At 37.9% G+C, this 26,712-nt stretch carries 24 protein-coding genes and 1 pseudogene; 20 read left to right on the forward strand and 5 right to left on the reverse strand.

What is annotated here, in order from left to right; genetic code table 11:
• Positions 1-42 precede the first annotated feature (42 nt).
• The 12 genes from purE (at position 43) to purD (ending at position 13,155) form a co-directional block, all read left to right on the forward strand.
• The gene (gene purE, locus NSQ40_RS01570; RefSeq protein WP_003194581.1) at positions 43-528 is read left to right on the forward strand and encodes a 5-(carboxyamino)imidazole ribonucleotide mutase; all 486 of its coding nucleotides are present in this window, start codon (positions 43-45) and stop codon (positions 526-528) included.
• On the forward strand, positions 525-1,676 hold the full coding sequence (purK, locus tag NSQ40_RS01575; RefSeq protein WP_018766463.1) for a 5-(carboxyamino)imidazole ribonucleotide synthase: 1,152 nt from the start codon (positions 525-527) through the stop codon (positions 1,674-1,676). Before purE ends, purK begins: the two co-directional genes overlap by 4 nt.
• Positions 1,673-2,974, forward strand: a complete 1,302-nt coding sequence (gene purB, locus NSQ40_RS01580) for an adenylosuccinate lyase (RefSeq protein WP_341286050.1) — start codon at positions 1,673-1,675, stop codon at positions 2,972-2,974. The genes purK and purB overlap by 4 nt, the downstream gene beginning before the upstream one ends.
• A gap of 89 nt (positions 2,975-3,063) precedes the next feature.
• Entirely contained in the window at positions 3,064-3,783 is a 720-nt protein-coding gene (gene purC, locus NSQ40_RS01585) for a phosphoribosylaminoimidazolesuccinocarboxamide synthase (RefSeq protein WP_003194587.1), read from the forward strand.
• Positions 3,776-4,030, forward strand: a complete 255-nt coding sequence (gene purS / locus NSQ40_RS01590) for a phosphoribosylformylglycinamidine synthase subunit PurS (protein ID WP_000278826.1) — start codon at positions 3,776-3,778, stop codon at positions 4,028-4,030. The genes purC and purS overlap by 8 nt, the downstream gene beginning before the upstream one ends.
• Entirely contained in the window at positions 4,027-4,710 is a 684-nt protein-coding gene (gene purQ / locus NSQ40_RS01595) for a phosphoribosylformylglycinamidine synthase subunit PurQ (protein WP_018766466.1), read from the forward strand. The genes purS and purQ overlap by 4 nt, the downstream gene beginning before the upstream one ends.
• Positions 4,694-6,913, forward strand: coding sequence for a phosphoribosylformylglycinamidine synthase II (gene purL, locus NSQ40_RS01600; RefSeq protein ID WP_018766467.1), 2,220 nt, complete (start codon positions 4,694-4,696; stop codon positions 6,911-6,913). The genes purQ and purL overlap by 17 nt, the downstream gene beginning before the upstream one ends.
• Positions 6,898-8,313, forward strand: coding sequence for an amidophosphoribosyltransferase (gene purF / locus NSQ40_RS01605; protein ID WP_018766468.1), 1,416 nt, complete (start codon positions 6,898-6,900; stop codon positions 8,311-8,313). Before purL ends, purF begins: the two co-directional genes overlap by 16 nt.
• 116 nt (positions 8,314-8,429) lie before the next feature.
• Complete coding sequence (gene purM, locus NSQ40_RS01610) at positions 8,430-9,470, forward strand: phosphoribosylformylglycinamidine cyclo-ligase (protein WP_003194596.1); 1,041 nt, start codon at positions 8,430-8,432, stop codon at positions 9,468-9,470.
• Entirely contained in the window at positions 9,467-10,054 is a 588-nt protein-coding gene (purN, locus tag NSQ40_RS01615; RefSeq protein WP_033795841.1) for a phosphoribosylglycinamide formyltransferase, read from the forward strand. The genes purM and purN overlap by 4 nt, the downstream gene beginning before the upstream one ends.
• A 24-nt stretch (positions 10,055-10,078) precedes the next feature.
• The gene (gene purH, locus NSQ40_RS01620) at positions 10,079-11,614 is read left to right on the forward strand and encodes a bifunctional phosphoribosylaminoimidazolecarboxamide formyltransferase/IMP cyclohydrolase (RefSeq protein ID WP_003194601.1); all 1,536 of its coding nucleotides are present in this window, start codon (positions 10,079-10,081) and stop codon (positions 11,612-11,614) included.
• Positions 11,615-11,889: 275 nt separating this feature from the next.
• Positions 11,890-13,155, forward strand: coding sequence for a phosphoribosylamine--glycine ligase (gene purD / locus NSQ40_RS01625; RefSeq protein WP_003194602.1), 1,266 nt, complete (start codon positions 11,890-11,892; stop codon positions 13,153-13,155).
• A gap of 121 nt (positions 13,156-13,276) precedes the next feature.
• On the opposite strand, the gene NSQ40_RS01630 is transcribed toward purD, so the two are convergent.
• Positions 13,277-14,683, reverse strand: a complete 1,407-nt coding sequence (locus NSQ40_RS01630) for a sigma-54 interaction domain-containing protein (RefSeq protein WP_003194604.1) — start codon at positions 14,681-14,683, stop codon at positions 13,277-13,279.
• A gap of 188 nt (positions 14,684-14,871) precedes the next feature.
• Between NSQ40_RS01630 and NSQ40_RS01635 the strand changes: the two genes are divergently transcribed.
• From NSQ40_RS01635 to NSQ40_RS01655, 5 genes and pseudogenes are all read left to right on the forward strand, one after another.
• Positions 14,872-15,648 (forward strand): SDR family NAD(P)-dependent oxidoreductase, encoded by a 777-nt coding sequence (locus NSQ40_RS01635; protein ID WP_003194606.1) that lies wholly within the window; start codon positions 14,872-14,874, stop codon positions 15,646-15,648.
• A 30-nt stretch (positions 15,649-15,678) separates the two neighbouring features.
• Positions 15,679-17,067, forward strand: coding sequence for an aminomethyl-transferring glycine dehydrogenase subunit GcvPA (gene gcvPA, locus NSQ40_RS01640; RefSeq protein WP_003194607.1), 1,389 nt, complete (start codon positions 15,679-15,681; stop codon positions 17,065-17,067).
• A 29-nt stretch (positions 17,068-17,096) separates the two neighbouring features.
• Positions 17,097-18,668 (forward strand): aminomethyl-transferring glycine dehydrogenase subunit GcvPB, encoded by a 1,572-nt coding sequence (gene gcvPB, locus NSQ40_RS01645; RefSeq protein ID WP_080548421.1) that lies wholly within the window; start codon positions 17,097-17,099, stop codon positions 18,666-18,668.
• A 153-nt stretch (positions 18,669-18,821) separates the two neighbouring features.
• Positions 18,822-19,825 (forward strand): annotated as a pseudogene (locus tag NSQ40_RS01650) (amino acid permease); the annotation flags it as partial.
• On the forward strand, positions 19,815-19,946 hold the full coding sequence (locus tag NSQ40_RS01655; RefSeq protein ID WP_341286051.1) for a hypothetical protein: 132 nt from the start codon (positions 19,815-19,817) through the stop codon (positions 19,944-19,946). The pseudogene NSQ40_RS01650 and the gene NSQ40_RS01655, both read left to right, overlap by 11 nt.
• 338 nt (positions 19,947-20,284) lie before the next feature.
• Here the strand turns inward: NSQ40_RS01655 and NSQ40_RS01660 are convergent, their stop codons facing one another.
• From NSQ40_RS01660 to NSQ40_RS01670, 3 genes are all read right to left on the reverse strand, one after another.
• On the reverse strand, positions 20,285-20,659 hold the full coding sequence (locus NSQ40_RS01660; RefSeq protein ID WP_309440340.1) for a hypothetical protein: 375 nt from the start codon (positions 20,657-20,659) through the stop codon (positions 20,285-20,287).
• A gap of 569 nt (positions 20,660-21,228) precedes the next feature.
• Positions 21,229-21,393 carry a toxin-antitoxin system HicB family antitoxin gene (locus NSQ40_RS01665; protein ID WP_003194620.1) on the reverse strand — a complete coding sequence of 55 codons (165 nt, stop codon included), beginning with the start codon at positions 21,391-21,393 and terminating at the stop codon, positions 21,229-21,231.
• A gap of 15 nt (positions 21,394-21,408) precedes the next feature.
• Positions 21,409-22,254: an SPFH domain-containing protein gene (locus NSQ40_RS01670; protein WP_003194622.1), complete on the reverse strand. Its 846-nt coding sequence runs from the start codon at positions 22,252-22,254 to the stop codon at positions 21,409-21,411.
• A 411-nt stretch (positions 22,255-22,665) separates the two neighbouring features.
• Between NSQ40_RS01670 and NSQ40_RS01675 the strand changes: the two genes are divergently transcribed.
• Positions 22,666-22,824, forward strand: coding sequence for a DUF6241 domain-containing protein (locus NSQ40_RS01675; protein WP_231398951.1), 159 nt, complete (start codon positions 22,666-22,668; stop codon positions 22,822-22,824).
• A gap of 202 nt (positions 22,825-23,026) precedes the next feature.
• Here the strand turns inward: NSQ40_RS01675 and NSQ40_RS01680 are convergent, their stop codons facing one another.
• On the reverse strand, positions 23,027-23,407 hold the full coding sequence (locus NSQ40_RS01680; protein WP_018766479.1) for a YgaP family membrane protein: 381 nt from the start codon (positions 23,405-23,407) through the stop codon (positions 23,027-23,029).
• Between the two features lie 357 nt (positions 23,408-23,764).
• Here NSQ40_RS01680 and NSQ40_RS01685 point away from each other — a divergent pair, with 357 nt between their 5' ends.
• The gene (locus tag NSQ40_RS01685) at positions 23,765-24,454 is read left to right on the forward strand and encodes a heptaprenylglyceryl phosphate synthase (RefSeq protein WP_003194625.1); all 690 of its coding nucleotides are present in this window, start codon (positions 23,765-23,767) and stop codon (positions 24,452-24,454) included.
• A gap of 12 nt (positions 24,455-24,466) precedes the next feature.
• A complete protein-coding gene (gene pcrA / locus NSQ40_RS01690; protein WP_029427567.1) occupies positions 24,467-26,698 on the forward strand; it encodes a DNA helicase PcrA in 2,232 nt (743 codons plus the stop codon).
• Positions 26,699-26,712: the final 14 nt, after the last annotated feature.

The following is a 26,712-nucleotide window of genomic DNA, read 5'->3' on the forward strand; positions in this document are numbered from 1 at the left end:
TCTATTTCAGGCTTTTTTTATTTGAATCGGGGGGATTCTAATATGAAATCACTAGTTGGAATCATAATGGGAAGCACGTCAGACTGGGGAACAATGAAATATGCTTGTGACATTTTAGATGAATTACACATTCCGTATGAGAAGAAAGTTGTATCCGCTCATCGGACTCCAGATTATATGTTTGAATATGCAGAAACAGCTCGTGAACGTGGGTTAAAAGTTATTATTGCTGGAGCTGGAGGAGCCGCTCATTTACCAGGGATGGTTGCAGCGAAGACAAATCTTCCTGTAATCGGTGTTCCTGTTCAATCAAAAGCGTTAAATGGTTTAGATTCTTTACTGTCTATCGTTCAAATGCCAGGAGGAGTTCCAGTTGCGACTGTTGCGATTGGTAAGGCTGGTTCAACAAACGCAGGACTACTTGCTGCACAAATACTTGGATCATTTCATGATGACATACATGATGCATTAGAACTGAGACGAGAAGCAATTGAGAAAAATGTGCGTGAAGGTAGTGAGTTGGTATGACAAGAATCATTTTACCGGGAAAAACAATTGGCATTATTGGCGGTGGCCAGCTTGGAAGAATGATGGCGTTAGCAGCGAAGGAAATGGGTTATAAAATTGCTGTACTAGATCCGGCAAAACATTCACCATGTGCACAAGTTGCTGATATTGAAATTGTTGCATCTTATGATGATTTGAAAGCGATTCAGCATTTAGCGGAAATAAGCGATGTTGTCACATATGAATTTGAGAATATTGATTATAGATGTTTACAATGGCTTGAAAAACATGCGTATTTACCACAAGGCAGTCAGTTATTAAACAAAACGCAAAATCGTTTTACAGAAAAGAATGCAATCGTAAAGGCTGGTTTACCAGTAGCACCATATAGACTTGTGAAGAAGCAAGATGAACTTTTAGAAGCAATTACGGAACTTTCCTTTCCTTGTGTGTTAAAAACAACAACAGGAGGATATGACGGAAAAGGGCAAGTTGTTTTAAGAAGTGAGACGGATGTTGTAAGAGCAAGGGAGCTTGCCAGTCAAGCTGAATGTATTCTTGAAAAATGGGTGCCATTTGAAAAAGAAATATCAGTTATTGTAACTCGTAGCGTAAGTGGTGAAACGAAGGTATTTCCAGTAGCTGAAAATATTCACGTTAATAACATCTTACATGAATCCATCGTACCAGCTCGTATTTCAGAAGAGCTTTCACAAAAAGGAATTGAATATGCACAGGTACTAGCGGATGAACTGCAGCTTGTGGGAACACTAGCGGTAGAGATGTTTGCTACGGCAGATGGTGAGATTTATATTAATGAATTAGCACCAAGACCTCACAATTCAGGACATTATACAATTGATGCATGCGAAACGAGTCAATTTGGGCAACATATTCGAGCAATCTGTAATTTACCTCTAGGAGAAACAAATTTGTTAAAACCAGTTGTCATGGTAAACATTTTAGGCGAACATATAGAAGGGGTCCTAAAGCAAGTGAATAGATTAACCGGGTGCTATTTACACTTGTATGGAAAAGAAGAAGCAAAGCTGCAGCGTAAAATGGGGCATGTAAATATTTTAAATGAAAATGTTGAAGATGCTTTAGACAAAGCGCAAGAATTGCATATTTGGGACCATCAAGAACAACTTTTGGAGGGAAAAAGATGATTAGTCGTTATACACGCCCTGAAATGGGTGCGATTTGGACGGAAGAGAACAAATTTAAAGCGTGGTTAGAAGTTGAGATTTTAGCATGTGAAGCATGGGCCGAACTTGGTGATATCCCAAAAGAAGATGTGAAAAAAATTCGTGAACATGCATCATTCGATATGGAGCGTATTTATGAGATTGAAAAAGAAACACGTCATGATGTAGTTGCTTTCACTCGTGCTGTATCAGAAACACCAGCATTAGGTGAAGAACGCAAATGGGTACATTACGGTTTAACATCTACAGACGTAGTAGATACAGCTTTATCTTATATCTTGAAACAAGCAAATGAAATTCTACTAAACGACTTAGAAAATTTCATTACTATTTTAGCTAACAAAGCAAAAGAGCATAAGTACACAATTATGATGGGAAGAACACACGGTGTTCATGCAGAACCAACAACATTTGGTTTAAAACTTGGTCTTTGGTATGAAGAAATGAAACGTAACTTAGAACGTTTCAAACAAGCAGCTGATACAGTTCGCGTTGGTAAATTGTCTGGTGCAGTTGGTACATACGCGAACATTAATCCATTCGTAGAAAAATATGTTTGTGAAAACTTAGGGTTAGAAGCAGCTCCGATTTCAACACAAACATTGCAACGTGATCGTCATGCACATTACATGTCAACACTTGCATTAATCGCAACATCTATTGAGAAAATGGCAGTCGAAATTCGTGGTTTACAAAAGAGTGAAACACGTGAAGTGGAAGAGTCATTTGCGAAAGGACAAAAAGGTTCTTCTGCAATGCCACATAAACGAAATCCAATCGGTTCTGAAAATATGACTGGTTTAGCTCGTGTTATCCGTGGTTATATGATGACATCTTACGAGAATGTTCCATTATGGCATGAACGTGATATTTCACATTCTTCTGCAGAACGTATTATCTTACCAGATGCAACAATCGCATTAAACTACATGTTAAATCGCTTTGGAAATATCGTGAAAAACTTAACGGTATTCCCGGAGAACATGAAGCGCAATATGCAAAGAACATACGGTTTAATTTACTCTCAACGCGTAATGCTTACGCTAATCGACAAAGGTATGGTACGTGAAGAAGCTTACGATATCGTACAGCCTAAAGCGATGGAAGCTTGGGAGACACAAGTACAATTTAAGGAGCGTGTAGAAGCAGATGAGCGTATTACAAGCAAATTAACACAAGAAGAAATCAACGAATGCTTTAACTACGAGCATCACTTACAACACGTTGATACAATCTTTGAACGTCTTGGATTAAACTGATAATTTTATATGGCACAGAATAGAGTCATTCTGTGCCATTCTTTATAAAAAAATTATTCATATTTTTCAAACTACAGGGGGCTTGCGAAATGCAAAAGCTAGAATTGCTGTATGAAGGTAAGGCAAAAAGAATTTATCGTACAGAAGCAGCAGATATGGTTTGGGTAGAGTACAAAGATAGTGCTACTGCTTTCAATGGGGAGAAAAAAGCGACAATTACAGGAAAAGGTCGTCTGAACAATGAGATTACAACTCTTTTATTCAGAAAGTTACAAGAAGTGGGAATTAAAACACATTTTGTTGAGAAGCTGTCAGATACAGAACAACTTGTGAAAAAAGTAAGTATTATTCCATTAGAGGTTGTCACAAGAAACGTAATTGCAGGAAGTCTTTCAAAACGATTAGGAATGGAAGAAGGAACTGTACTTGCAGCACCAATCGTAGAATTTTACTACAAAGATGATGATTTAGGAGATCCGCTTGTAACAGAAGATCATATTCGCGTATTAAACGTTGCAACGCCAGAGCAAGTAAGTACATTAAGAGAAAAAGCTCTACAAATCAATCAAGTATTGATTGAGCACTTCGCAAGCTGTCGTGTAAGATTAGTAGATTTTAAATTAGAGTTTGGTGTAACAGAAGAAGGCGAAATCGTATTAGCAGATGAAATTTCACCAGATACTTGCCGTTTATGGGATGAAGAGAGCAATGAGAAATTTGATAAAGATGTATTCCGCCGTGATTTAGGCAATTTAACAGAGGCATATGAAGAAATTTTAAAACGTTTAGGGGGAGCTTCACATGTATAAAGTTAAGGTATATGTAACATTAAGAGAGAGCGTATTAGATCCACAAGGAACAGCAGTAAAAGGTGCTCTTCACAGTCTTTCCTTTACAGAAGTACAAGATGTCCGCATTGGTAAATATATGGAGTTAACAATCGATAAATCAGTAACTGATCTGGATAGCAAGGTAAAAGAAATGTGTGAAAAACTATTAGCGAACGTTGTAATGGAAGATTTCCGTTACGAAGTTGAGGAGGTTGTCGCACAGTGAAATTTGCCGTAATCGTTTTTCCAGGTTCGAACTGTGATGTTGATATGTTTCATGCAATTAAGGATGAGCTTGGTGAAGAGGTAGACTACGTTTGGCATGATGCAGAGAATTTAGATGAGTATGATGCAATTCTTTTACCAGGTGGATTCTCTTACGGTGATTATCTTCGCTGCGGTGCCATTTCTCGCTTTGCAAATGCAATGAAGGCAGTGCAAAAAGCTGCTGAGCAAGGAAAGCCGATTTTAGGTGTATGTAATGGATTCCAAATTTTAGTTGAATCAGGATTACTACCAGGTGCATTAATGCGAAATGAAAACTTGAAGTTTATGTGTCGTACAGTTCAGTTACGTGTGGAAAATAATGAAACAATGTTTACGTCGCAATATAAACAGGGTGAAGTAATCGATATTCCAATCGCACATGGCGAAGGAAATTACTACTGCGATGAAGCAACTCTTAAAGAATTAGAAGAAAAGAACCAAATTGCATTCCGTTATGTAGACAATCCAAACGGAAGTGTTTCAGATATTGCAGGTATTGTAAATGAAAAAGGAAATGTACTTGGCATGATGCCACATCCAGAGCGTGCTGTGAGTGAATTGCTTGGCGGCGCTGAAGGTTTAAAAGTCTTTCAATCTATTTTGAAACATTGGAGGGAAACATATGTCGTTAATGCTTGAACCAAATCCAACACAAATTAAAGAAGAACGTATATATGCGGAAATGGGGCTAACAGACGAAGAGTTTGCCATGGTTGAAAAGATTTTAGGTCGTTTGCCGAACTACACAGAAACAGGGCTTTTCTCTGTTATGTGGTCAGAGCACTGTAGTTATAAAAACTCAAAACCAGTTCTTCGTAAGTTTCCAACAACAGGAGAGCGTGTACTACAAGGACCTGGAGAAGGTGCAGGGATTGTAGATATCGGTGATAACCAAGCGGTTGTATTTAAAATGGAAAGTCATAATCACCCTTCAGCAATTGAGCCATATCAAGGCGCGGCAACGGGTGTTGGTGGTATTATTCGCGATGTATTCTCTATGGGAGCACGTCCAGTAGCATTATTAAACTCACTTCGCTTCGGTGAACTACAATCACCACGCGTAAAATATTTATTTGAAGAAGTAGTTGCAGGGATTGCAGGATACGGTAACTGCATCGGTATTCCAACTGTGGGTGGAGAAGTACAGTTTGATCCATGTTATGAAGGCAACCCGCTTGTAAATGCAATGTGCGTTGGTTTAATTAATCATGAAGATATTAAAAAAGGGCAAGCGCACGGTGCTGGTAATACGGTTATGTACGTAGGTGCTTCAACAGGACGCGACGGTATTCACGGTGCAACTTTCGCATCGGAAGAACTATCTGAGAGTTCAGAAGCAAAACGTCCAGCAGTACAAGTAGGCGATCCATTTATGGAGAAACTTCTTATTGAAGCATGCCTAGAGCTGATCCAATCTGATGCTCTTGTCGGAATTCAAGATATGGGAGCTGCCGGTTTAACATCATCTTCTGCAGAAATGGCAAGTAAAGCAGGAATGGGTATTGAAATGTACTTAGACGATGTACCACAACGTGAAACAGGTATGACACCATATGAAATGATGTTATCTGAATCACAAGAACGTATGTTGATTGTGGTGAAAAAAGGTAGAGAACAAGAAATTGTAGATTTATTTGAAAAGTACGGACTTGCGGCAGTTACGATGGGGAAAGTAACTGAAGATAAAATGCTTCGATTATTCCATAAAGGTGAAATGGTAGCGGAAGTTCCAGCAGATGCATTAGCAGAAGAAGCACCAATTTATCATAAGCCTTCAAAAGAAGCAGCGTACTTTAAAGAGTTCCAAGAAATGAAGATGGAAACACCAAAAGTAGATAACTATAAAGAGACATTACTAGCTCTATTACAACAACCAACGATTGCAAGTAAAGAGTGGGTATATGATCAGTACGATTATCAAGTGCGCACAAGCACAGTTGTTACACCAGGATCAGATGCGGCAGTTGTACGTGTACGTGGTACAGAGAAAGCATTAGCAATGACAACAGACTGTAACTCTCGCTACATTTACTTAGATCCTGAAATGGGCGGTAAAATTGCAGTAGCAGAAGCTGCACGTAATATCGTATGTTCTGGTGGGGAACCACTTGCAATTACAGATTGCTTGAACTTTGGTAACCCAGAAAAACCAGAGATTTTCTGGCAAATTGAGAAGTCAGTAGATGGTATGAGTGAAGCTTGTCGCACATTACAAACTCCAGTTATCGGCGGAAACGTATCAATGTACAATGAACGTAGCGGTGAAGCTGTATATCCAACACCGACTGTTGGTATGGTAGGTCTTGTTCATGACTTAAAACATGTAACAACACAAGAGTTTAAGCAAGCTGGCGATCTTATTTATGTAATTGGTGAAACGAAAGCTGAGTTTGGTGGAAGTGAATTGCAAAAGATGGTATACGGTAAAATCTTTGGTCAATCACCAAGCATCGATTTAGAAGTAGAATTAAAACGCCAAAAACAATTACTAGAAGCTATTCAAGCGGGACTTGTTCAATCTGCACATGACGTTGCAGAAGGAGGATTAGCAGTTGCGATTGCTGAAAGTGCAATTGGTGCGAAACACTTAGGTGCTACTGTGAAATTAGATGGGGAAGCAACAGCGGCATTATTCTCGGAATCACAATCACGCTTTGTCGTAACAGTAAAACGTGAACAACAAGAAGCGTTTGAGAAATCAGTAGAAGCAATTCAAGTTGGAGAAGTCACAAATACAAATGAAGTAACAATTCATAATGAAGAAAATGAAGTATTACTTATAGCAAATGTTGATGAAATGAGAAAGGCTTGGAAAGGGGCAATCCCATGCTTGCTGAAATAAAGGGGTTAAATGAAGAATGTGGCGTTTTCGGAATTTGGGGGCATGAAAATGCAGCACAAGTTACGTACTACGGATTGCATAGTTTGCAGCATCGTGGGCAAGAAGGCGCGGGCATTGTTGTCAATAACGGGGAGAAAATTGTTGGCCATAAGGGGTTAGGTTTAGTATCAGAAGTGTTTTCAAGAGGTGAGCTAGAAGGCTTAAATGGAAAATCAGCAATTGGACACGTGCGCTATGCGACAGCAGGCGGAAGTGAAGTAGCAAATGTGCAACCATTACTATTCCGTTTCTCTGATCATAGTATGGCGTTAGCTCACAACGGAAATTTAATTAACGCAAAAATGCTTCGCCGTGAATTAGAGGCAGAAGGAAGTATTTTTCAAACAAGTTCAGATACAGAAGTACTGCTTCATTTAATTAAACGTAATACAAAAGGTTCACTAATCGAGAGCGTAAAAGATGCATTGAACAAAGTAAAAGGCGCATTTGCGTATCTTTTACTAACAGGAAACGAAATGATTGTTGCACTAGATCCGAATGGATTCCGACCACTTTCAATTGGGAAAATGGGGGATGCGTATGTCGTAGCATCTGAAACATGTGCTTTTGATGTAGTTGGTGCAACATACATTCGTGATGTAGAACCTGGAGAACTACTTATCATTAATGACGAGGGTATTCAAGTAGATCGTTTTACAAACGAAGTAGATCATGCAATTTGTAGTATGGAATACATTTACTTTGCTCGTCCAGATTCTAATATTGCTGGCATTAACGTTCATGCAGCACGTAAAAATATGGGAAAACGTTTAGCGATGGAAGCTCCAATTGAAGCAGATGTTGTAACAGGTGTTCCAGACTCTAGTATTTCGGCAGCGATCGGTTATGCAGAAGCAACAGGAATTCCATACGAATTAGGATTAATTAAAAATCGTTACGTTGGTCGTACCTTTATCCAACCTTCTCAAGAATTGCGTGAGCAAGGGGTAAAAATGAAGCTTTCAGCAGTACGAGGCGTGGTTGAAGGAAAGCGTGTTGTAATGATTGACGATTCCATTGTACGAGGAACAACAAGTAAACGTATTGTGCGCATGCTTCGTGAGGCAGGAGCGACAGAAGTACATGTGAGAATTGCTTCTCCGCCACTTAAGTATCCATGTTTCTATGGAATTGATATTCAAACGAGAAAAGAATTAATTGCAGCAAATAACTCTGTAGAAGAAATACGTCAAATCATCGGTGCAGATTCTTTAACATTTTTAAGTGAAGATGGCTTAGTAGATGCAATTGGACGTCCATATGAAGGGAAATACGGCGGCTTATGTATGGCTTACTTTAATGGAGATTATCCAACAGCTCTTTATGATTATGAGCAAGAGCTTTTAGAAAGTATGAAATAAAAAGGCGAGAAGCTTCTACTTCATTTTAAGTAGAAGCTGGCTTTTTCCTAAAACATACTCTATAAAGAGAGTGCCCGCTTGGGTGGGAGAAATTAAAAGACGAGGTGTAAAAAACGATGGCGAATGCATATAAGCAAGCAGGAGTAGATATTGAAGCTGGATATGAAGCGGTATCTCGCATGAAAAAACACGTACAAACAACAATGAGAAAAGAAGTACTAGGCGGTCTTGGCGGTTTTGGAGGTATGTTTGATCTATCAAAATTTGCATTAGAAGAACCGGTATTAGTATCTGGAACAGACGGCGTGGGTACAAAATTAATGCTCGCTTTTATGATGGATAAACATGACACAATTGGTATTGATGCAGTAGCGATGTGTGTAAATGATATTATTGTCCAAGGGGCAGAACCGCTTTTCTTCCTTGATTACATTGCTTGCGGTAAAGCAGAACCTAGTAAAATTGAAAACATCGTCAAAGGTATATCAGAAGGTTGTCGCCAAGCGGGTTGTGCATTAATTGGTGGAGAGACAGCTGAGATGCCAGGTATGTATTCCACTGAAGAGTATGACTTAGCTGGTTTTACTGTTGGAATTGTTGATAAAAAGAAAATTGTAACAGGTCAGTCTATTGAAGCTGGTCATGTATTAATTGGTTTAGCATCTAGTGGTATTCATAGTAACGGGTATTCTTTAGTACGAAAAGTGTTATTGGAAGACGGACAGCTATCTTTAGATCGTATACAGGGTCGCTTAGAACTACCTCTTGGTGAAGAACTATTAAAACCAACGAAAATTTATGTCAAACCTATTTTAGAACTATTGAAAAAGTATGAAGTGTATGGCATGGCACATATTACAGGTGGCGGCTTTATTGAAAATATTCCACGTATGTTGCCGGAAGGAATCGGTGCAGAAATTGAACTAGGTTCTTGGCAAATTCAACCGATTTTTAGCTTGCTTCAAGAGGTTGGAAAATTAGAAGAAAAAGAAATGTTCAATATTTTTAACATGGGTATTGGTATGGTAGTTGCAGTAAAAGAAGAAGATGCAAAAGCTGTTGTTCAACTTCTTGCAGAACAAGGAGAAAAAGCACATATTATTGGACGTACTGTAAAAGGATCAGGTGTTACTTTTAATGGAGGCGCAGAACTATGAGTAGATTGGCAGTCTTTGCCTCTGGAAGCGGCTCTAACTTCCAAGCACTAATTAATGCAGTGGAAGAAAAAAGATTACATGCTGAAATTAGTTTGCTAGTATGTGATCAACCTGAGGCACGTGTTATCGGACGAGCGCATTATCATCATGTTCCATGCTTTGCTTTTTCAGCGAAAGAATATGAATCAAAAGAAGCATTTGAAAATGAGATATTAAAAAAACTGCGAGAATACGAGATTGATTGTGTTATTTTGGCAGGATATATGCGTCTTATCGGGTCAACATTATTAGAAGCCTATGGTGGGAAAATCATTAACATTCATCCATCATTATTACCGAGTTTTCCAGGGAAAGATGCTGTTGGTCAAGCATTAGAAGCGGGTGTGAAAGTAACTGGTGTGACAATTCATTATGTAGATGCAGGGATGGATACAGGACCAATTATCGCACAAGAAGCAGTAACAGTTTCTGAAACGGATACGAGAGAGAGTTTACAAAAGAAAATTCAGCAAGTTGAACATAGATTGTACGTAGATACGGTGAACGAAATCGTTCAATTTATAGAAGAGCCAACTGTTAAATAACATTCAACTAGGGGTGAAGGATAAATGAAAAAGCGTGCATTAGTAAGTGTTTCGAATAAAACAGGCGTTGTAGAATTTGTTAAAGGATTACTTGAACAAGGGATTGAAGTTATTTCAACAGGCGGAACGAAAAGATTATTAGAAGAAAACGGCTTACAAGTCATCGGGATTTCTGAAGTAACAGGTTTCCCAGAAATTATGGACGGACGTGTAAAAACATTACATCCAAACATCCATGGTGGTTTACTTGCAGTACGTGATAATGAAACGCATGTGGCGCAGATGAATGAATTAGGCATTCAGCCAATCGACTTTGTTGTTGTAAACTTATACCCATTTAAAGAAACAGTTGCTAAACCTGATGTGACATTTGCTGATGCAATTGAAAATATTGATATCGGTGGTCCAACAATGATTCGTTCAGCTGCGAAAAATCATAAATTTGTATCAGTAATCGTTGATCCAACAGATTATGATGTTGTACTAGCTGAGTTAAAAGAAAACGGTGAAGTTACAGACGAAACAAAACGTAAATTAGCAGCAAAAGTATTCCGCCATACAGCGGCATATGATGCATTAATTTCAAACTATTTAACTGAACAAATGGGAGAAGAAAGTCCAGAAACATTAACAGTAACATTCGAGAAAAACCAAGATTTACGTTACGGAGAAAACCCACATCAAAAAGCAACATTCTATAAAGCACCATTTGCAGCAACTTCTTCTGTTGCATATGCAGAGCAGTTACATGGAAAAGAGCTATCTTACAACAATATCAATGACGCAGATGCAGCGCTTAGCATCGTGAAAGAATTTACAGAACCAGCAGTGGTAGCAGTAAAACATATGAATCCATGCGGAGTTGGTGTTGGTACTGATATTCATGAAGCATATACACGTGCTTACGAAGCAGATCCAGTATCAATCTTTGGCGGCATTATTGCAGCGAATCGTGAAATTGATAAAGCTACAGCAGAAAAATTACATGAAATTTTCTTAGAAATTATTATTGCACCTTCCTTCTCAGAGGAAGCATTAGAAGTGTTGCAAAGTAAGAAAAACTTACGTCTTTTAACTGTAAATATTGAAAAAGCAGTAAATGCAAGTAAAAAATTAACTTCTGTACAAGGTGGCCTTCTTGTTCAAGAAGAAGATACGCTAGCGCTAGATGAAGATGCAATTACAGTTCCAACAAAACGTGAACCAACAGAGCAAGAATGGGCCGATTTAAAACTAGCTTGGAAAGTTGTCAAACACGTAAAATCAAATGCAATTGTTTTAGCAAAAGATAATATGACAATTGGAGTTGGAGCTGGACAAATGAACCGCGTTGGCTCAGCGAAAATTGCTATTACACAAGCTGCTGATAAAGCACAAGGTAGTGCGCTTGCATCTGATGCATTTTTCCCAATGCCAGATACAGTAGAAGAGGCTGCTAAAGCAGGGATTACAGCAATCATTCAACCAGGCGGATCGATTCGTGATGAAGATTCTATTAAAAAAGCTGATGAGTTTGGCATTACTATGGTGTTCACTGGCGTACGTCATTTCAAACATTAATAGGGGAAGTTTAAAAAGTCCGGTCAAGATAACCTTCGCATTTCTTCGTTGCATTGCCAGTCCGGTACTCATGTAGTATAAGCTACACTCCGTGTCCTCCTGGCAGCTGCGCCTCGAACTGATCGGTTCTCTTGATCCTCCTTTTTAAACTTATATTGTTAGAAGAAGTTCAAAAAGTCCGGCCAAGATAACCTTCTTTTTGAGCATGAACGAATAGAAACAAACTAGGGGCATTGCTCCTGGTTTGTACTTATTTGAATATTGGAGGATGACATATGAATGTTTTAGTAATTGGCCGCGGTGGACGTGAGCATGCTTTAGCTTGGAAGTTTGCACAGTCTGAGCAAGTGGAAAAGGTATATGTAGCACCAGGAAATGAAGGTATGAGAGACGTGGCAACGCCAGTTGCTATTGATGAAAATGATTTTGATGCACTTGTTCTGTTTGCGAAAGAGAACAATATAGGTTTAACATTCGTCGGTCCCGAAATTCCGCTTATGAATGGGATTGTCGATCGTTTTGAGGCAGAAGGACTTCGTGTTTTTGGTCCGAATAAAGCAGCGGCTGTGATTGAGGGCAGTAAAGCTTTTACAAAAGAATTGATGAAAAAGTACGATATTCCAACAGCAGCATATGAAACGTTCACGAACTATGAGGAAGCAGTAGCGTATATTCGAAAAATTGGTGCACCAATTGTTATTAAAGCGGACGGTTTAGCAGCTGGTAAAGGTGTAACAGTGGCAATGACGTTAGAAGAGGCATTACAAGCTGTAAAAGAAATGCTGCAAGATGTGAAATTTGGTGAAGCAAGTAAAAAGGTTGTTATTGAAGAGTTTTTAGATGGACAGGAATTCTCTTTAATGGCATTCGTAAATGGAACAACTGTTTATCCAATGGTAATTGCACAAGATCATAAACGCGCTTTTGATGGTGATAAAGGACCGAATACAGGAGGAATGGGTGCATATTCTCCAGTACCACAAATTCCAGAATCAGCGGTTGAAGTAGCGATTGAAACGGTTTTACATCCAACCGCTCAGGCGATGATCAAAGAAGGTCGTTCATTTACAGGTATTTTATATGCAGGTCTTATTTTAACAAACGAAGGCCCAAAAGTAATTGAGTTTAATGCTCGTTTTGGAGATCCGGAAACAGAGGTTGTACTGCCTCGTTTAGACAATGATTTAGTTGATGTATGTAATAGCGTGTTAGATGGAGAAAAATTAGTGCTTAAATGGTCCGAAGAAGCGGTTATTGGTGTAGTACTTGCTTCAAAAGGATATCCGGAAGTATATGAAAAAGGCGCTATTATTCGCGGATTAGATACATTAGAAGATGCAATTGTTTTTCATGCAGGTACAGCTATGAAGCGTGGAGATTTCGTAACAAACGGTGGTCGTGTACTATTTGTTGCTTGTAAAGCAAAAGACTTACAAGAGGCGAAAGATAAAGTATATAAAGAAATCGCGAAAATTAAGAGTGATGGGTTATTTTATCGAAATGATATAGGATACCGCGCAATTGCAAAGGTAGATTGCTAGAAGCTAACATGTTTTATGTTAGCTTCTTTTTTTGTTTAGTATTTACTTTCGTTCAAAACATAAAAAGTGGTTTGCTTTATTTTGTATGCAGAAAGCAAGTCCTAATAATTAAAGTAGTATATTATCTAGTTGATCCTGAAATCCCAAGCTTCTCCATCTTCCTGTATAATGTTCGAACACTAATTCCTAAATCAGCAGCAGCCTGTTTTTTTCCTTCATAATCATATCCATAATAATGAAGCTTTTTAATAATACTCTCTTTTTCGGCCTCTTTTAATGTACTGCATTCTTTTGAAGGTGACTGTGGTTGAGTTATATTATGTTGTAGGAATCCCGGTAAGGATAATTGGGTTAATTGGCTACTCTTTTCCATATTCATACTGTATTCTAAAATGTTCTCTAGTTCACGAATGTTCCCAGGCCAGTGATATTGCTTTAACTTTTCTAAAAAATCATCTGTATAAGTTTGAATAAATTTTCCTGTTCTTGTTTGTAATTTTTCAATTAAGAAGGGAACTAGTTTTTTTAAGTCTTCTTTTCTTTCTCTTAATGGTGGTAAATGGATAGGAATAACATTTAGTCTGTAGTAAAGATCGGAACGGAATTGTTTAGATTCCATCAATTTTTCTAATGATTGATTAGATGCAGCGATAATCCGGATATTCACTTTTTTAGGAAGTGTTCCACCAATTCTTTGTACAACACCATCTTGCAGTACTTTCAATAGTTTTGGTTGTAAATGGAGAGGGAGATCGGCAATTTCATCTAAAAATAGTGTTCCTCGATCAGCCATTTCAAAGTAACCTGGTTTTCCTTTTTTCCTTGCTCCCGTAAATGCACCTTCCTCATAGCCAAAGAGTTCACTTTCGAATAAAGATTCAGGAATACTAGCACAATTTATTTCAATGAAATCTCCTCTTTGGAACATGCTCTGTTCATGAATAAGTTTTGCCATTAAGCTTTTTCCCGTCCCTGTTTCTCCAGTAATAACAATAGAGGAAGTACTACTTTTCATATTTTTTAAGATTTCTTTTATGTTTTGCAATGTATGGCTGTTCCCAAGGATATATTCAGTTTGTTTTAATTTCGTGCCCATTGTGGGAGTGGAATAATTGGTTTCATGAATGATAGCAGTAATAATCCCTTTTAATTTTTCCATCCAATAGATAAATTCTTTTTGCTGGTCGATTAACTTCTGTTGTTTATTTTTTGAAAAACTAACGAATGAAAGATAACCGTAGTGGCGTTCATTTTGAATCATGTTTTGTATAATTTCTGCAGTTGATGGACAGCTCTTTTGAAAGTGACAACCATGACACATATTCATATGTCCTGGCTTATGTACAAAGGTAATGGGATGCTCGTATAGTTTTTGGAAAAATGGGAGGTAGACACGTTCTCCTTTCTTCTTTTTATATTCTTCCGTTGAAGAAACTAATAGCCCTTCATGGTTGAAATAGGCGATTTCTATTTGTAAGAGTTCGGAAAAGGTATGAATAATTTTTGTGATTGCTGTGATTGTAGACAATTTAGAACCTCCTTTCTATTATATAACCATTGTATGATAATTCAGAAAAATGAAAAAGTGTCAAACGTTTGTCAAAAATGTCAAACAATCGTATTAAGATTGCTTGCTATGATAAGGATTTTCTATGCAATAACATTGGCATGATTTTTGCTTAATAAAAAGTAGATGTAAATAAAGGAGGCTTTTTTATGGAAAGAGATTATTTTCAATTAAAGGATAAAGTGGCGGTTGTAACTGGGGCGGCATCAGGAATTGGGTATGCGACTGCAACAATTTTTGCTGAAGTAGGGGCTGCCGTTATTCTTTTAGATATTGATGAAGAAAAGGGTATGCAAGCTGCACAGAGTTTACGAGATGAGGGACAGCGAGCAGAGTTTTTGAAGTGCGATGTAACAAGTGAATTAGATTGTAAGAATGTTAGCGAACATATTAGGCAGGTATATGGAAGTGTAGATGTGTTGTTTAACAATGCGGGAATTATTAGAAGAAAAACAGTTGTTGAATTAGAGGAAAGGGAGTGGGATTCAGTTATTAATGTTTCATTAAAAGGTGTATACCTATTATCTAAATATATCATTCCAATTATGGCTGAAAAGCAAGGTGGGAGTATTATCAATACAGGTTCCGGATGGGGGCTAAAAGGAGGCGATAAAGCAGCTGCTTATTGTGCTGCAAAGGCCGGTGTTGTGAACTTAACGAAGGCGATGGCAATTGATCATGGTCCGCAAAATATTCGAGTGAATTGTATATGTCCTGGTGATACAGATACACAGTTACTACGTGACGAGGCGAAGCAATTAAATGTGGAAGAGGGAACATTTTTGAAAGAGTCAGCAACAGATCGACCTCTATCAAGAATTGGTACGCCTCGTGATATCGCAAAAGGTGTTTTATTTTTAGCTAGCGATTTGTCATCTTGGGTGACAGGAACGGAACTTGTTGTTGATGGTGGAGGTTTAGCATAATTGAAAGAATTTTAATAAGGGGGTATTAAGATGACGAAAAAGGTACATCCTTACATTCCAAATATGGTACCTGAAGTAAAGGAAGAGATGTTAAAAGAAATAGGCGCTGAATCAGTGATGGAATTATACGCTTGTATACCGGATGAACTAAAGTTGAAAGAGGAAATGAACATACCAAAGGCGCTTACAGAATACGAGTTGCGTCGCCACATTGAAGGGATATTGTGTAAGAACACGAGTACAAGTGAATACCTAAATTTTCTAGGAGCAGGTTGCTGGCAGCATTTTGTACCAGCAGTTTGCGATGAAGTGAATCAAAGATCGGAATTCCTGACGGCATATGCCGGTGAACCTTACGAGGATCATGGTAGATTCCAAGCGTTATTTGAATATCAAAGTCTAGTAGCTGAACTTGTTGATATGGATGTTGTAAATGTACCGACGTTTGATTGGGGGCAAGCAGCAGCTACAGCGATTCGAATGGCTGCTCGTATTACAAAAAGAACAGAGGTATTAGTAGCGCAAACCGTATCACCTGAAAGAATGAAAATTATTCAAAATTATGGCTCCCCAGATCTTGAATTTGTTTTTGTTAGTTATGATGCTGAGAATGGTCTTCTAGATTTAGAAGATTTAAAGAATAAGATTTCTTCTAATGTGGCAGCCATTTATTTTGAAAATCCTTCCTATTTAGGGTTTATTGAATCACAAGGTATGGAAATTGCGGAAATTGCGAAGCAGAATGATGCACTAGTAGTAGTTGGTGTTGATCCAATTTCACTTGGAGTGTTGGCGCCGCCAAGTCACTATCAAGCGGATATTGTTTGTGGTGATTTGCAGCCACTTGGTATGCACATGAACTATAGTGGAGGACAAGCGGGATTTATTGCTACAAGGGATGAAGAAAAGTTTATTAATGAATATCCTTCACGTCTATTTGGAATTGTGCCAACAGTAAAAGAAGGGGAGTATGGCTTTGGCGATGTGGCTTATGATCGGACATCTTTTGCCCTTCGTGAAAAAGGAAAAGAATCAGTTGGTACACAAACTGCGTTATGGGGAATTACAGCTGGGGTTTATTTATCGTTACTTGGACCGAATGGCATGTATGAATTAGGTCAAACTATTATGCAAAATAGTCAATATGCAGTAAAACAATTGAACAAAATCCCTGGGGTGAGAGGTTCAAGATTAAGTTCTCCATTTTTTAAAGAGTTTCTTGTCGATTTTAATGAGACGGGTTTATCAGTCGAAACCATAAATAAGAAATTACTAGAAAAACAGATATTTGGAGGAAAGGATATTTCGAAAGAGTTTCCTATATTTGGTCAATGCGCTTTATATTGCGTTACAGAAGTCCATACGAAGGAAGATTTGGATCAGTTAATTGCCGCCCTTCAAGAAATTGTGACGAATTAAAATAAATGAACAGAAAGGAGAATGAACTCATGAAGAAAATTAAAAGGGATAGTAAAGTTCGTGACTTTCATCAAGCAAAATGGAATGAACCAATTATTTTTGAACTTCATCAGCGAGGAGAAAGAGGAGTAGAAGTTCCGACAGCGGATCAAACGATTGTGCAGGAAGTTGGAGATGGAGTTTCAAAGATTCCTCATTCTATGTATAGAAAAGAAAGAGCGAGACTTCCAGAAATCGGTCAGGCGCGTGTGTTAAGGCATTATGTGAGACTTTCACAAGAGACGTTAGGATCCGATTTTAACGTTGAAATTGGGCAAGGGACTTGTACGATGAAATATATCCCAAAAATTAATGAATTATTAGTACGAAATCCTAAAATAATGGAACTGCATCCTCTTCAAGATGAAAGTACGGTCCAAGGAATGCTAGAGATTATATATAAATTGGATCTTTGTATGAGAGAAATATCTGGTATGGATCATTTTTCATTTCAGCCAAGTGGTGGTACGCAAGCATTATTTGCTATGGCTTCCATTGTAAGAAAATATCATGAATCTCGCGGAGAAGGAGAAAAACGGAACGAAATTATTACAACCATTTTTTCTCATCCTTCACAAGCGGCTACAGCAGCTGTTAAAGGCTTTAAAATCATTACGCTTCATCCCGATAAAGATGGATTTCCTGATCTAGAAAAGTTAAAAGCTGTTGTTTCAGAAGGAACAGCAGGATTTGTTGTAGCGAATCCTGAAGATACAGGGATTTTTAATTCGAAGATTAAAGAGTTTACGAGGGTTGTTCATGAAGCGGGCGGGATTTGTTACTACGATCAAGCAAATGCAAATGGCCTTCTTGGGGTTACTCGGGCGAAAGAAGCAGGATTTGATATGTGTTTCTTTAATCTTCACAAAACATTTGCAGCTCCGCATATGTGTGGCGGACCAGCAACAGGTGCACTTGGAGTGAGCAAAGAGCTAAAAGAATATTTACCTGGACCAATTGTGGAATGCGATGAAGGAAAATATTATTTAAACAATGACCTGAAACATTCCATTGGAAAAGTGCGCGCTTTTCATGGGGTAGCACAAACAATTCTCAGGTCTTATGCATGGATTCGTGCCCTTGGTCCAGGAGGATTAAAAGAAGTGGCGAAAACAGCTGTATTAAATAACAATTATATGTATCACAAAGTACAAAAGATTCGTGGTGCAAGTGCTCCATATGTAAAAGGACAGCGCCTTGAGCAAGTTCGCTATAGCTGGGAAGAGATGAAAAATGCAACGGGTATTACGACAGAAGATGTTCAAAGAAGAATGACAGATTTCGGTTTACACTACTGGACGAGTCACCATCCATATATCGTACCCCAGCCGTTCACGCTTGAACCGACTGAGAGCTATTCTAAGACTGACTTAGATGAGTATATAGCAGCCCTTGAACAAATTTCTAAGGAAGCCTATGAAAATCCCAAAGTCATTCAAAACGCTCCGCAAAATAGTACGATTCACAAATTAGATGAACAGGATTTTCTCGATAATCCGAAAAAATGGTGTATTACATGGAGAGCATATCAGAAGAAGGTGCAGTTACTAGAATTGATTTGAAGGAAATGGGAGGGCAATCAGAATTGTTTTTGATTGTCTTTCGTTCTATAACATTGTAATTCTATTATTACGGATTAAATAGATTGAATGTTCGAAATTATAAAGAGGGGACATTGTATATTTTGAAACGAATCACTTGATTTTGCATAGAATGAATCAGAGTTTTGGTTTACTAGTATTAAGGTCGTTACAATTATTCTATTTTTAGTGATCGGTATTTTCATGATACTTGGTATATTCTTTAGCCCGGCAGTAGGGTTTCATAATCTTACGATAGGTGAGGCTCCTTTCAAAGGAGGATTTTTGGCTATAGTTGGTGTTTTTATGATTGCAGGTTTCTCCTTCCAAGGTACAGAAATGGTTGGTATTGCTTCTGGTGAAAGTGAGGATCCAGAGCGGAATGTTCCTCGGGCAATTCGTAGTGTTTTTTGGAGGGTGTTAATTTTTATGTGTTGGCTATAGCCGTAATAGGGATTATTATTCCATATACAGACCCGAGTCTTCTTAAATCGGATGTGGATCATATTTCTATTAGCCCATTTACTTTAGTTTTTCAAAAAGCTGGACTTGCATTTGCGGCATCATTAATGAATGCTGTCATTTTAACCTCTGTGCTTTCAGCTTGCAATTCTTCTATGTATGCTTCTACTCGCATGCTTTGGGCTCTTGCACAAGAAGGAAAAGCGCCTAAAATTTTGCGTAAGGTAAATAGAAGAGGGGTCCCTACCTATGCTTTGTATGCCAATATTATTTTTGGATTACTTGTCTTTTTATCATCATTCATTGGCGATGGCGTTGTTTATATATGGCTGCTTAATATGACGGGGTTAACGGGGTTTTTAACATGGATTGGAATCGCAATCTGTCATTATAGATTTCGTAAAGCATACGTGGCACAAGGGAGAAGCTTAAATGAACTAACATTTAAGGCGAAATGGTATCCCTTTGGTCCGTTGTTTACGTTAGTATTATGTATCATTGTTATTATTGGACAAGGAAGTGAAGTGGTTTCTGGAGAGGCGATTAACTGGTATGGAATGCTTGTATCGTATATTAGTGTACCGGTGTTTATTATTATTTGGTTAGGTTATAAGTTTATTAAAAAGACGAAGGTTGTCCCGTTAAAAGAGTGTGACTTTAGCCGAGATGATTTGTGAAACAGCCTCTAAATTGATTTTTAAGACAATAGAATATATGAATCTCATTTCTATTCATATTACGCATCCGCAGTTAGCGGGTGCATTTTTGTATGGTTGGATTGTCATCATATATAGTTAGATAGAAAGATAGGAAAAATTATATTGTATGTTGAATGTTTCAAGGAGTTACAATCTGTTTGCATTTTAATTCGCCAATCAACAATAGAAAAATAGAAATAACTAAAGTAAGCGCAGCGCCAATAAGTGGAAGTGCTTGATTATCTCATGGGTTATTTATAAATTGTAGGTGGGGAATATTTGACGCTTACTATTCAGTGTCTTTTTATATTTGATTTGTTGATAAACATTATGAAAAAACTGGTACAAGTTAATAGATGCAATAGGTAAGAGGATCCTAATGGGTTGAAGCGAGGGTTTTACCTATTGTCATCTGTTTTTGCTATAAAGTATTAGAAATCAATAGTATACTGGTATACCCATTTCAGGGAAATCACGCATACCCATACCAGGGAAACCGCCCATGCCCATACCAGGGAAACCGCCCATGCCCATACCGGGGAAACCGCCCATGCCCATACCGGGAAAACCGCCCATGCCCATACCAGGGAAACCGCCCATGCCCATACCAGGGAAACCGCCCATGCCCATACCGGGGAAACCGCCCATGCCCATACCGGGGAAACCACCCATGCCCATACCGGGGAAACCGCCCATGCCCATACCGGGGAAACCACCCATGCCCATACCGGGGAAACCACCCATGCCCATACCAGGGAAACCACCCATACCCATACCAGGGAAACCTATAATACGTTGAGAATCTAATGTCATGTTTTCACCTACTTTTTATAAATTCATATTCTTTTACATGCTATGCTTAAAGAGAATAAAAGAGCTTATTCTCCTTTTAAATTAGGCAAACTAGCTACTGAAACCGCCCGTTATGTGAACTAAGGAAGGCTAGTATGAAAAGAATTAAAAGCTTATGCTATTGACCTTGATGAATATTATGAGATTGTAGTCAGCTATAATAAAGAAAAGAGATAAAGAAACGGCCTGAATGTATACTGTTGTTGTTGTTGAGAATATCAGTAAAATTGAGATGAGGTCAGTGTTTATTAGGATAGGAATATAAAAAAATATAATGAATTTTACATTCGAAAAAGGGAAAGAATCCTAAATGTTTAGGTTGTTTTTTAATAATCGTATAAGTGGAAAGTTTTTATTTTTTTAAGTCTGTTTCTCGTATTATTGTTGTATCTGTTATAAAGCCTGTATTCCATAATCAGTGTTATATGGAAATCATAAAGTTTATTGGTGATTTTATTTTTAATAATTAGAAAAAGCAACTAAATTTAGTTGCTTTTTTTGTGTAGGGAAGAGAACCACTGAATATAAACTTAAGACTCTTTCTCTTTTTTTAGTTTTCCTTTTTGCTTTGCCATTTCTCGAAGTAAATACTCGATGTGAGCGTTAACGCTACGAAATTCATCATTTGCCCATTTTTCGATGACTGCGTGTAATTCAGGATCAATACGTAATGGAAAGCTTTTCTTTTTGGCCATAATTACCTACAACCTTTAATATAGACTTCCTGTGTTAATCACTGGCTGTGCACCTTTATCTGAAACGATGGCAACCAATAAGTTGTTAACCATGTTCGCTTTACGCTCGTCATCTAAATCGAGTACGCCTTCTTCATCTAACATATGAATGGAATCTTTCGCCATTTTTACAGCACCTTCGACAATCTCTTTTCGTGCTGCTAAAACAGCTTTCGCTTGTTGACGCTGAAGCATTGCATGAGCAATTTCTGTTGCATAAGCTAAATGTGTTAAACGAGTTTCTAGTACCTCTACACCAGCAATATCTAAGCGCGCTTCTAATTCACGTCTTAGTTCCTCAGAGATTTCTTCGGCATTTCCACGTAGTGTGATGCAATTGTCATCTTGAAAAATATCATACGGATATTTCGTTGCAACGTGGCGAATTGCTGTTTCGCTTTGAATTTCTACGAATTCATCATAATGTTCAACCCCAAAAATCGCTTTTGCCGAATCGACAACTTTATAAACGACAACAGCTGCAATTTCAATCGGGTTCCCATCTACATCATTTACCTTTAGTTTTTTACTATTAAAGTTTTCAACGCGAAGAGAAACAGTTTGACGAAGTGCGAATGGAATTGTTAAAAATAATCCATTTTGACGGATTGTTCCTAAATAGTTCCCAAAAAACGTAATCACTTTTGCTTGATTTGGTTGGACAATCCCAATACCGGTGGCAAGAATAGCAGCTAAAATTAGACAAAGTACAGCTACTACAAATATTTCTTGTACGAGGCAAAATACACCGATACCGGATAAAGCTAAAAGACCAATAATACCTAGAAAACCATTTACATAAAACACTTGTTTTTCTCTCATACTAAGCGCCTCCTTCTGATATAAAAATGATATCACTTTTATATCATCGAATGCAAGGGAGGAAAATCTTATTTTCTGAAAATAATAAAAAATCTTTCTTAGAAGAATGGGAAATTAGTTTTTTAGGTGTGCGGCGCGATACATCTCAAATTAATATATAGCTACAGTTATTTATCCCGCATTAACGGGCAGTAAGACCTCCACCTCAGAATCCAGTAAAAGCAAAGAGATTAGATGGGGGTCGGGCTAATAATCAGTGGGGGATGAAGAAAACCTCCACTGATTAAAGTTTCACTTTATTAAATTCTGAGGGTGTTGTAATTGATTCAATGCACAAAATGACTTATCAAAAAGTATTAGCCTCCGAAAGGCGAGGATTTATTGAAATGAATTCGAAGAACATTAAAAAAGGTGCGAGAACTGGTTGAAAAAAGCGATCTTCTGCAATACAAGCCACAATACGTTGAAATCTTAGATAGATGGGAGAAAGGTGATTTCACTCAAGCGGTTGAGGAGCATAATTTTTTTGGGAAATACAAGGCGGTAACACTGGTAAAGCCTACAAATTAACAAATCCAGAGTAAGAGAAAGAATTTATTCAAACACAAGGAAAGTAAAGAGCGAAAAAATCCGCTCTTTTTTTAGTGGAATCTCTTAGGGGAAATAAAACAAAAAGAACATTAGTTCTGTTTTGTGATAAAATAAAGAAGACTTAGCCGCCCACTGCAGCAGCTAAGTCTCTTTGAGAGCATCTTGCATCGTGACAAATGATTCAAAGCGGTTTCGCCAGGATTGCTTCTTCAATCGCTGACTCAATCTCTTTGTCAGAAGCATCATAACTTCCTTTTGATCCTGGTTTGTCAGGACTGGAAGTGTGACTTACTTCTTCTTGTTTAGCATGTCCTTTTTTATTAAAATCCATGCTAGGTATTTTTAAGGCACCCATGTTTATATATTTTCCAAATTTACATGCTTCAGTAATAGGACAGAAACGCAAGATTCCTTCTGCAATTTTCATTGCACCAAGCCACAGCAAAACCTTTGACCAAGTGCACCATGGTTTACGTGTGAGTTTAGCTGTGCTACAACTTAGTACAACTAAACCGAGTGTAATTCGGATTAGAGCATTCATTATGCCGATGTTTTGCTTCATCAAAGAAAACACTCCTTCTTCATCAGCTTAGAAATAGCAAACACTATTTCAGTTGTTATTATTCCACGTAAGTTTCGCGATATGTAATCCAACATTTGACGGTGAAAAAGATGTTGGATTGGACGTGTGTATAGGTGTCTTTTTTTGTTATAATGTAAGAATGCATAAAAGGAAGTTTAAAAAGTCCGGTCAAGATAACCTTCGCATTTCTTCGTTGCTTTGCCAGTCCGGTACTCATGTAGTATATAGCTACACTCCGTGTCCTCCTGGCTGCAGCGCCTCGAATAGCTCGGCTCTCTAGATCCTCCTTTTTGAACCAGCACATAAAGGTGAATAGACAAAAGAAAGGGTGTTTTCATGTACGATATTTCACAGTGGAAACATGTATTTAAACTTGATCCGAATAAGGAATTAAGCGATGAACATTTAGAAATGATTTGTGAATCTGGAACAGACGCAGTGATTGTAGGCGGAAGTGACGGGGTAACAATTGATAATGTATTACACATGCTAGTAAGCATTCGTAGATATGCAGTTCCTTGTGTGTTAGAGGTTTCTGATCTTGAAGCTCTTACACCAGGGTTTGATTTTTATTACATTCCAAGTGTTTTAAACAGCTCAAAAGTGGAATGGATAACGGGAATTCATCATGAGGCATTGAAAGAATTCGGGGATATTATGAACTGGGATGAAATTTTCATGGAAGGATATTGTGTTTTAAATCCAGAAGCAAAAGTAGCTCAGCTTACAGAGGCGAAATGTGATTTAACAGAAGATGATGTGATTGCATATGCACGTATGGCAGACAAGCTTCTGAAGTTGCCGATTTTTTACTTAGAATATAGTGGTACTTACGGAGATATTGAACTCGTTAAAAATGTAAAAGCAGAATTACAACAAGCAAAGTTGTATTACGGCGGTGGAATTTCAAGTGCGAAAGAAGCAAAAGAAATGGCACAGTACGCTGATACAGTCGTTGTAGGAAATGTAATTTATGATGATATAAAGGCAGCTTTACAAACAGTAAAAGCTGTAAAAGGAGAGTAGGTGCAGGCACATATGAGTATAACTGATAAATTATTAAATGGTTTAAATCCTCAGCAACAAAAGGCAGTGCAAACAACAAACGGACCACTTCTATTAATGGCAGGTGCTGGTAGTGGTAAGACGCGTGTGCTAACACATCGCATCGCATACTTACTTGGTGAAAAAGGTGTAGCACCTTGGAATGTATTAGCAATTACTTTTACAAATAAAGCGGCTCGTGAAATGCGTGAACGTATCGATAAGCTTGTTGGCCCGGAAGCGGAAGATATTTGGATTTCTACGTTCCACTCAATGTGCGTACGTATTTTACGACGTGACATTGATCGTATCGGAATTAATCGTAACTTTACGATTTTAGATGCAAGTGATCAACTTACGGTTGTAAAAAAGATTATGAAAGAGCGTAATATTGATCCGAAAAAATTCGATCCACGTTCTATTTTATCTGGTATTAGTAATGCAAAGAATGAATTGTTATCTGCTGATAAATATGCAAAGCAAATTTCAATTGCGGATCCATTTGAAAAATTAACAAGCGATGTATATACAGAATATCAAAAACGTCTTTTGAAAAATAACTCATTAGATTTTGATGATTTAATTATGACGACGATCCATTTATTTGAACGTGTTCCAGAAGTATTGGAATTCTATCAGCGTAAGTTCCAATATATTCATGTGGATGAGTACCAAGATACGAATAGAGCCCAATACATTCTTGTAAATAAATTAGCTGCTCGCTTTAAAAACCTTTGTGTTGTTGGTGATTCTGACCAGTCCATTTATCGTTGGCGTGGGGCGGACATTTCTAACATTTTGTCATTTGAAAAAGACTACGAAAATGCACAGGTTATCTTGTTAGAGCAAAACTACCGTTCATCACAAAATATTTTAAATGCGGCTAATGCTGTAATTGAAAATAATTCAAATCGTAAACCGAAAAAATTATGGACAGACAATCAAATTGGAAGTAAGATTTCGTATTACCGTGCTGCAACGGAAAAGGATGAAGCATATTTTGTTGCAAAAAAAATTCGCGATGAAATTCAAATGGGAAATCGAAAATATACAGATTTTGCGGTTCTGTATCGTACGAACGCTCAGTCTCGTATGGTCGAGGAGATTTTCTTAAAGTCTAATATTCCATATAAAATTGTCGGCGGCATTAAGTTCTATGATCGTAAAGAGATTAAAGATATTTTGGCATACTTACGTTTAATTGCAAATCCAGATGATGAGATTAGCTTCGCACGTATTATTAACATGCCGAAGCGAGGAATCGGTGCCACGTCTATCGATAAAATTATTAACTACGGCGTACAAAATGGGATTTCATTAACGGCTGTAATGGATGAAATTGAACATGTCGGAGTAAGTGCAAAAATCACAAAAGCAGTAAAAGAATTTGCAAGTCAATTACACAACTGGGTAAACATGCAAGAATACTTATCTGTTACGGAACTAGTAGAAGAAGTGATTGAGAAAACGGGTTACCGCGATATGCTAAAGAATGAACGTTCTTTAGAAGCAGAAGGACGACTTGAAAACTTAGATGAGTTTTTATCTGTTACACAGACATTTGAATCGCAAAGTGAAGATAAGAGTCTTGTTGCTTTCTTAACAGATTTGGCACTTGTAGCAGATATTGATCGCGTGGATGAGGATCCAACTGCGGGTGAAGAAGTTATTTTAATGACGATGCACTCGGCAAAGGGACTTGAATTCCCAGTTGTCTTTATTATTGGACTAGAAGAAGGAGTGTTCCCGCATACTCGCTCTCTTATGGAAGAAGATGAAATGCAAGAGGAACGCCGTCTTGCTTATGTAGGTATTACTCGTGCGGAAGAAGAGTTATATTTATCAAATGCCCAAATGCGTACGTTATTCGGTAGAACAAATATGAATGCAGCATCTCGATTTATTTCAGAAATTCCTACGGAGTTGCTAGAACCATTAAATGAAACAGCGCCAAAGCGTGAGACATTTAGTGCAAAAGGAAGATCGGCTGGGGCAACAACGACAACACGTTCCCGCTCTGCATTTGTGCGTCCAACTGTGAAAACGACAGGAGGAGAGCAAATTGGCTGGGCTGTAGGTGATAAAGCGTCCCATCAAAAATGGGGTGTTGGTACAGTTGTAAGTGTGAAAGGTGAAGGAGATGCAAAAGAATTAGATATTGCATTCCCAAGTCCAATTGGCATTAAACGCTTATTAGCAAAATTTGCACCTGTAACGAAACAATAGAAAGGAGTAAGGAT

It is taken from the genome of Bacillus sp. FSL K6-6038 (assembly GCF_038050455.1).
Taxonomy (GTDB): Bacteria; Bacillota; Bacilli; order Bacillales; family Bacillaceae_G; genus Bacillus_A; species Bacillus_A pseudomycoides.

What these genes read in the sequence shown, in the direction of transcription:
- purE (WP_003194581.1), top strand. Translation starts at nt 43, where the DNA reads ATGAAATCACTAGTTGGAATCATAATGGGAAGCACGTCAGACTGGGGA.
- purK (WP_018766463.1), top strand. Translation starts at nt 525, where the DNA reads ATGACAAGAATCATTTTACCGGGAAAAACAATTGGCATTATTGGCGGT.
- purB (WP_341286050.1), top strand. Translation starts at nt 1,673, where the DNA reads ATGATTAGTCGTTATACACGCCCTGAAATGGGTGCGATTTGGACGGAA.
- purC (WP_003194587.1), top strand. Translation starts at nt 3,064, where the DNA reads ATGCAAAAGCTAGAATTGCTGTATGAAGGTAAGGCAAAAAGAATTTAT.
- purS (WP_000278826.1), top strand. Translation starts at nt 3,776, where the DNA reads ATGTATAAAGTTAAGGTATATGTAACATTAAGAGAGAGCGTATTAGAT.
- purL (WP_018766467.1), top strand. Translation starts at nt 4,694, where the DNA reads ATGTCGTTAATGCTTGAACCAAATCCAACACAAATTAAAGAAGAACGT.
- purF (WP_018766468.1), top strand. Translation starts at nt 6,898, where the DNA reads ATGCTTGCTGAAATAAAGGGGTTAAATGAAGAATGTGGCGTTTTCGGA.
- purM (WP_003194596.1), top strand. Translation starts at nt 8,430, where the DNA reads ATGGCGAATGCATATAAGCAAGCAGGAGTAGATATTGAAGCTGGATAT.
- purN (WP_033795841.1), top strand. Translation starts at nt 9,467, where the DNA reads ATGAGTAGATTGGCAGTCTTTGCCTCTGGAAGCGGCTCTAACTTCCAA.
- purH (WP_003194601.1), top strand. Translation starts at nt 10,079, where the DNA reads ATGAAAAAGCGTGCATTAGTAAGTGTTTCGAATAAAACAGGCGTTGTA.
- purD (WP_003194602.1), top strand. Translation starts at nt 11,890, where the DNA reads ATGAATGTTTTAGTAATTGGCCGCGGTGGACGTGAGCATGCTTTAGCT.
- NSQ40_RS01635 (WP_003194606.1), top strand. Translation starts at nt 14,872, where the DNA reads ATGGAAAGAGATTATTTTCAATTAAAGGATAAAGTGGCGGTTGTAACT.
- gcvPA (WP_003194607.1), top strand. Translation starts at nt 15,679, where the DNA reads ATGACGAAAAAGGTACATCCTTACATTCCAAATATGGTACCTGAAGTA.
- gcvPB (WP_080548421.1), top strand. Translation starts at nt 17,097, where the DNA reads ATGAAGAAAATTAAAAGGGATAGTAAAGTTCGTGACTTTCATCAAGCA.
- NSQ40_RS01655 (WP_341286051.1), top strand. Translation starts at nt 19,815, where the DNA reads ATGATTTGTGAAACAGCCTCTAAATTGATTTTTAAGACAATAGAATAT.
- NSQ40_RS01660 (WP_309440340.1), bottom strand. Translation starts at nt 20,659, where the DNA reads ATGACATTAGATTCTCAACGTATTATAGGTTTCCCTGGTATGGGTATG.
- NSQ40_RS01665 (WP_003194620.1), bottom strand. Translation starts at nt 21,393, where the DNA reads ATGGCCAAAAAGAAAAGCTTTCCATTACGTATTGATCCTGAATTACAC.
- NSQ40_RS01670 (WP_003194622.1), bottom strand. Translation starts at nt 22,254, where the DNA reads ATGAGAGAAAAACAAGTGTTTTATGTAAATGGTTTTCTAGGTATTATT.
- NSQ40_RS01680 (WP_018766479.1), bottom strand. Translation starts at nt 23,407, where the DNA reads ATGAAGCAAAACATCGGCATAATGAATGCTCTAATCCGAATTACACTC.
- NSQ40_RS01685 (WP_003194625.1), top strand. Translation starts at nt 23,765, where the DNA reads ATGTACGATATTTCACAGTGGAAACATGTATTTAAACTTGATCCGAAT.
- pcrA (WP_029427567.1), top strand. Translation starts at nt 24,467, where the DNA reads ATGAGTATAACTGATAAATTATTAAATGGTTTAAATCCTCAGCAACAA.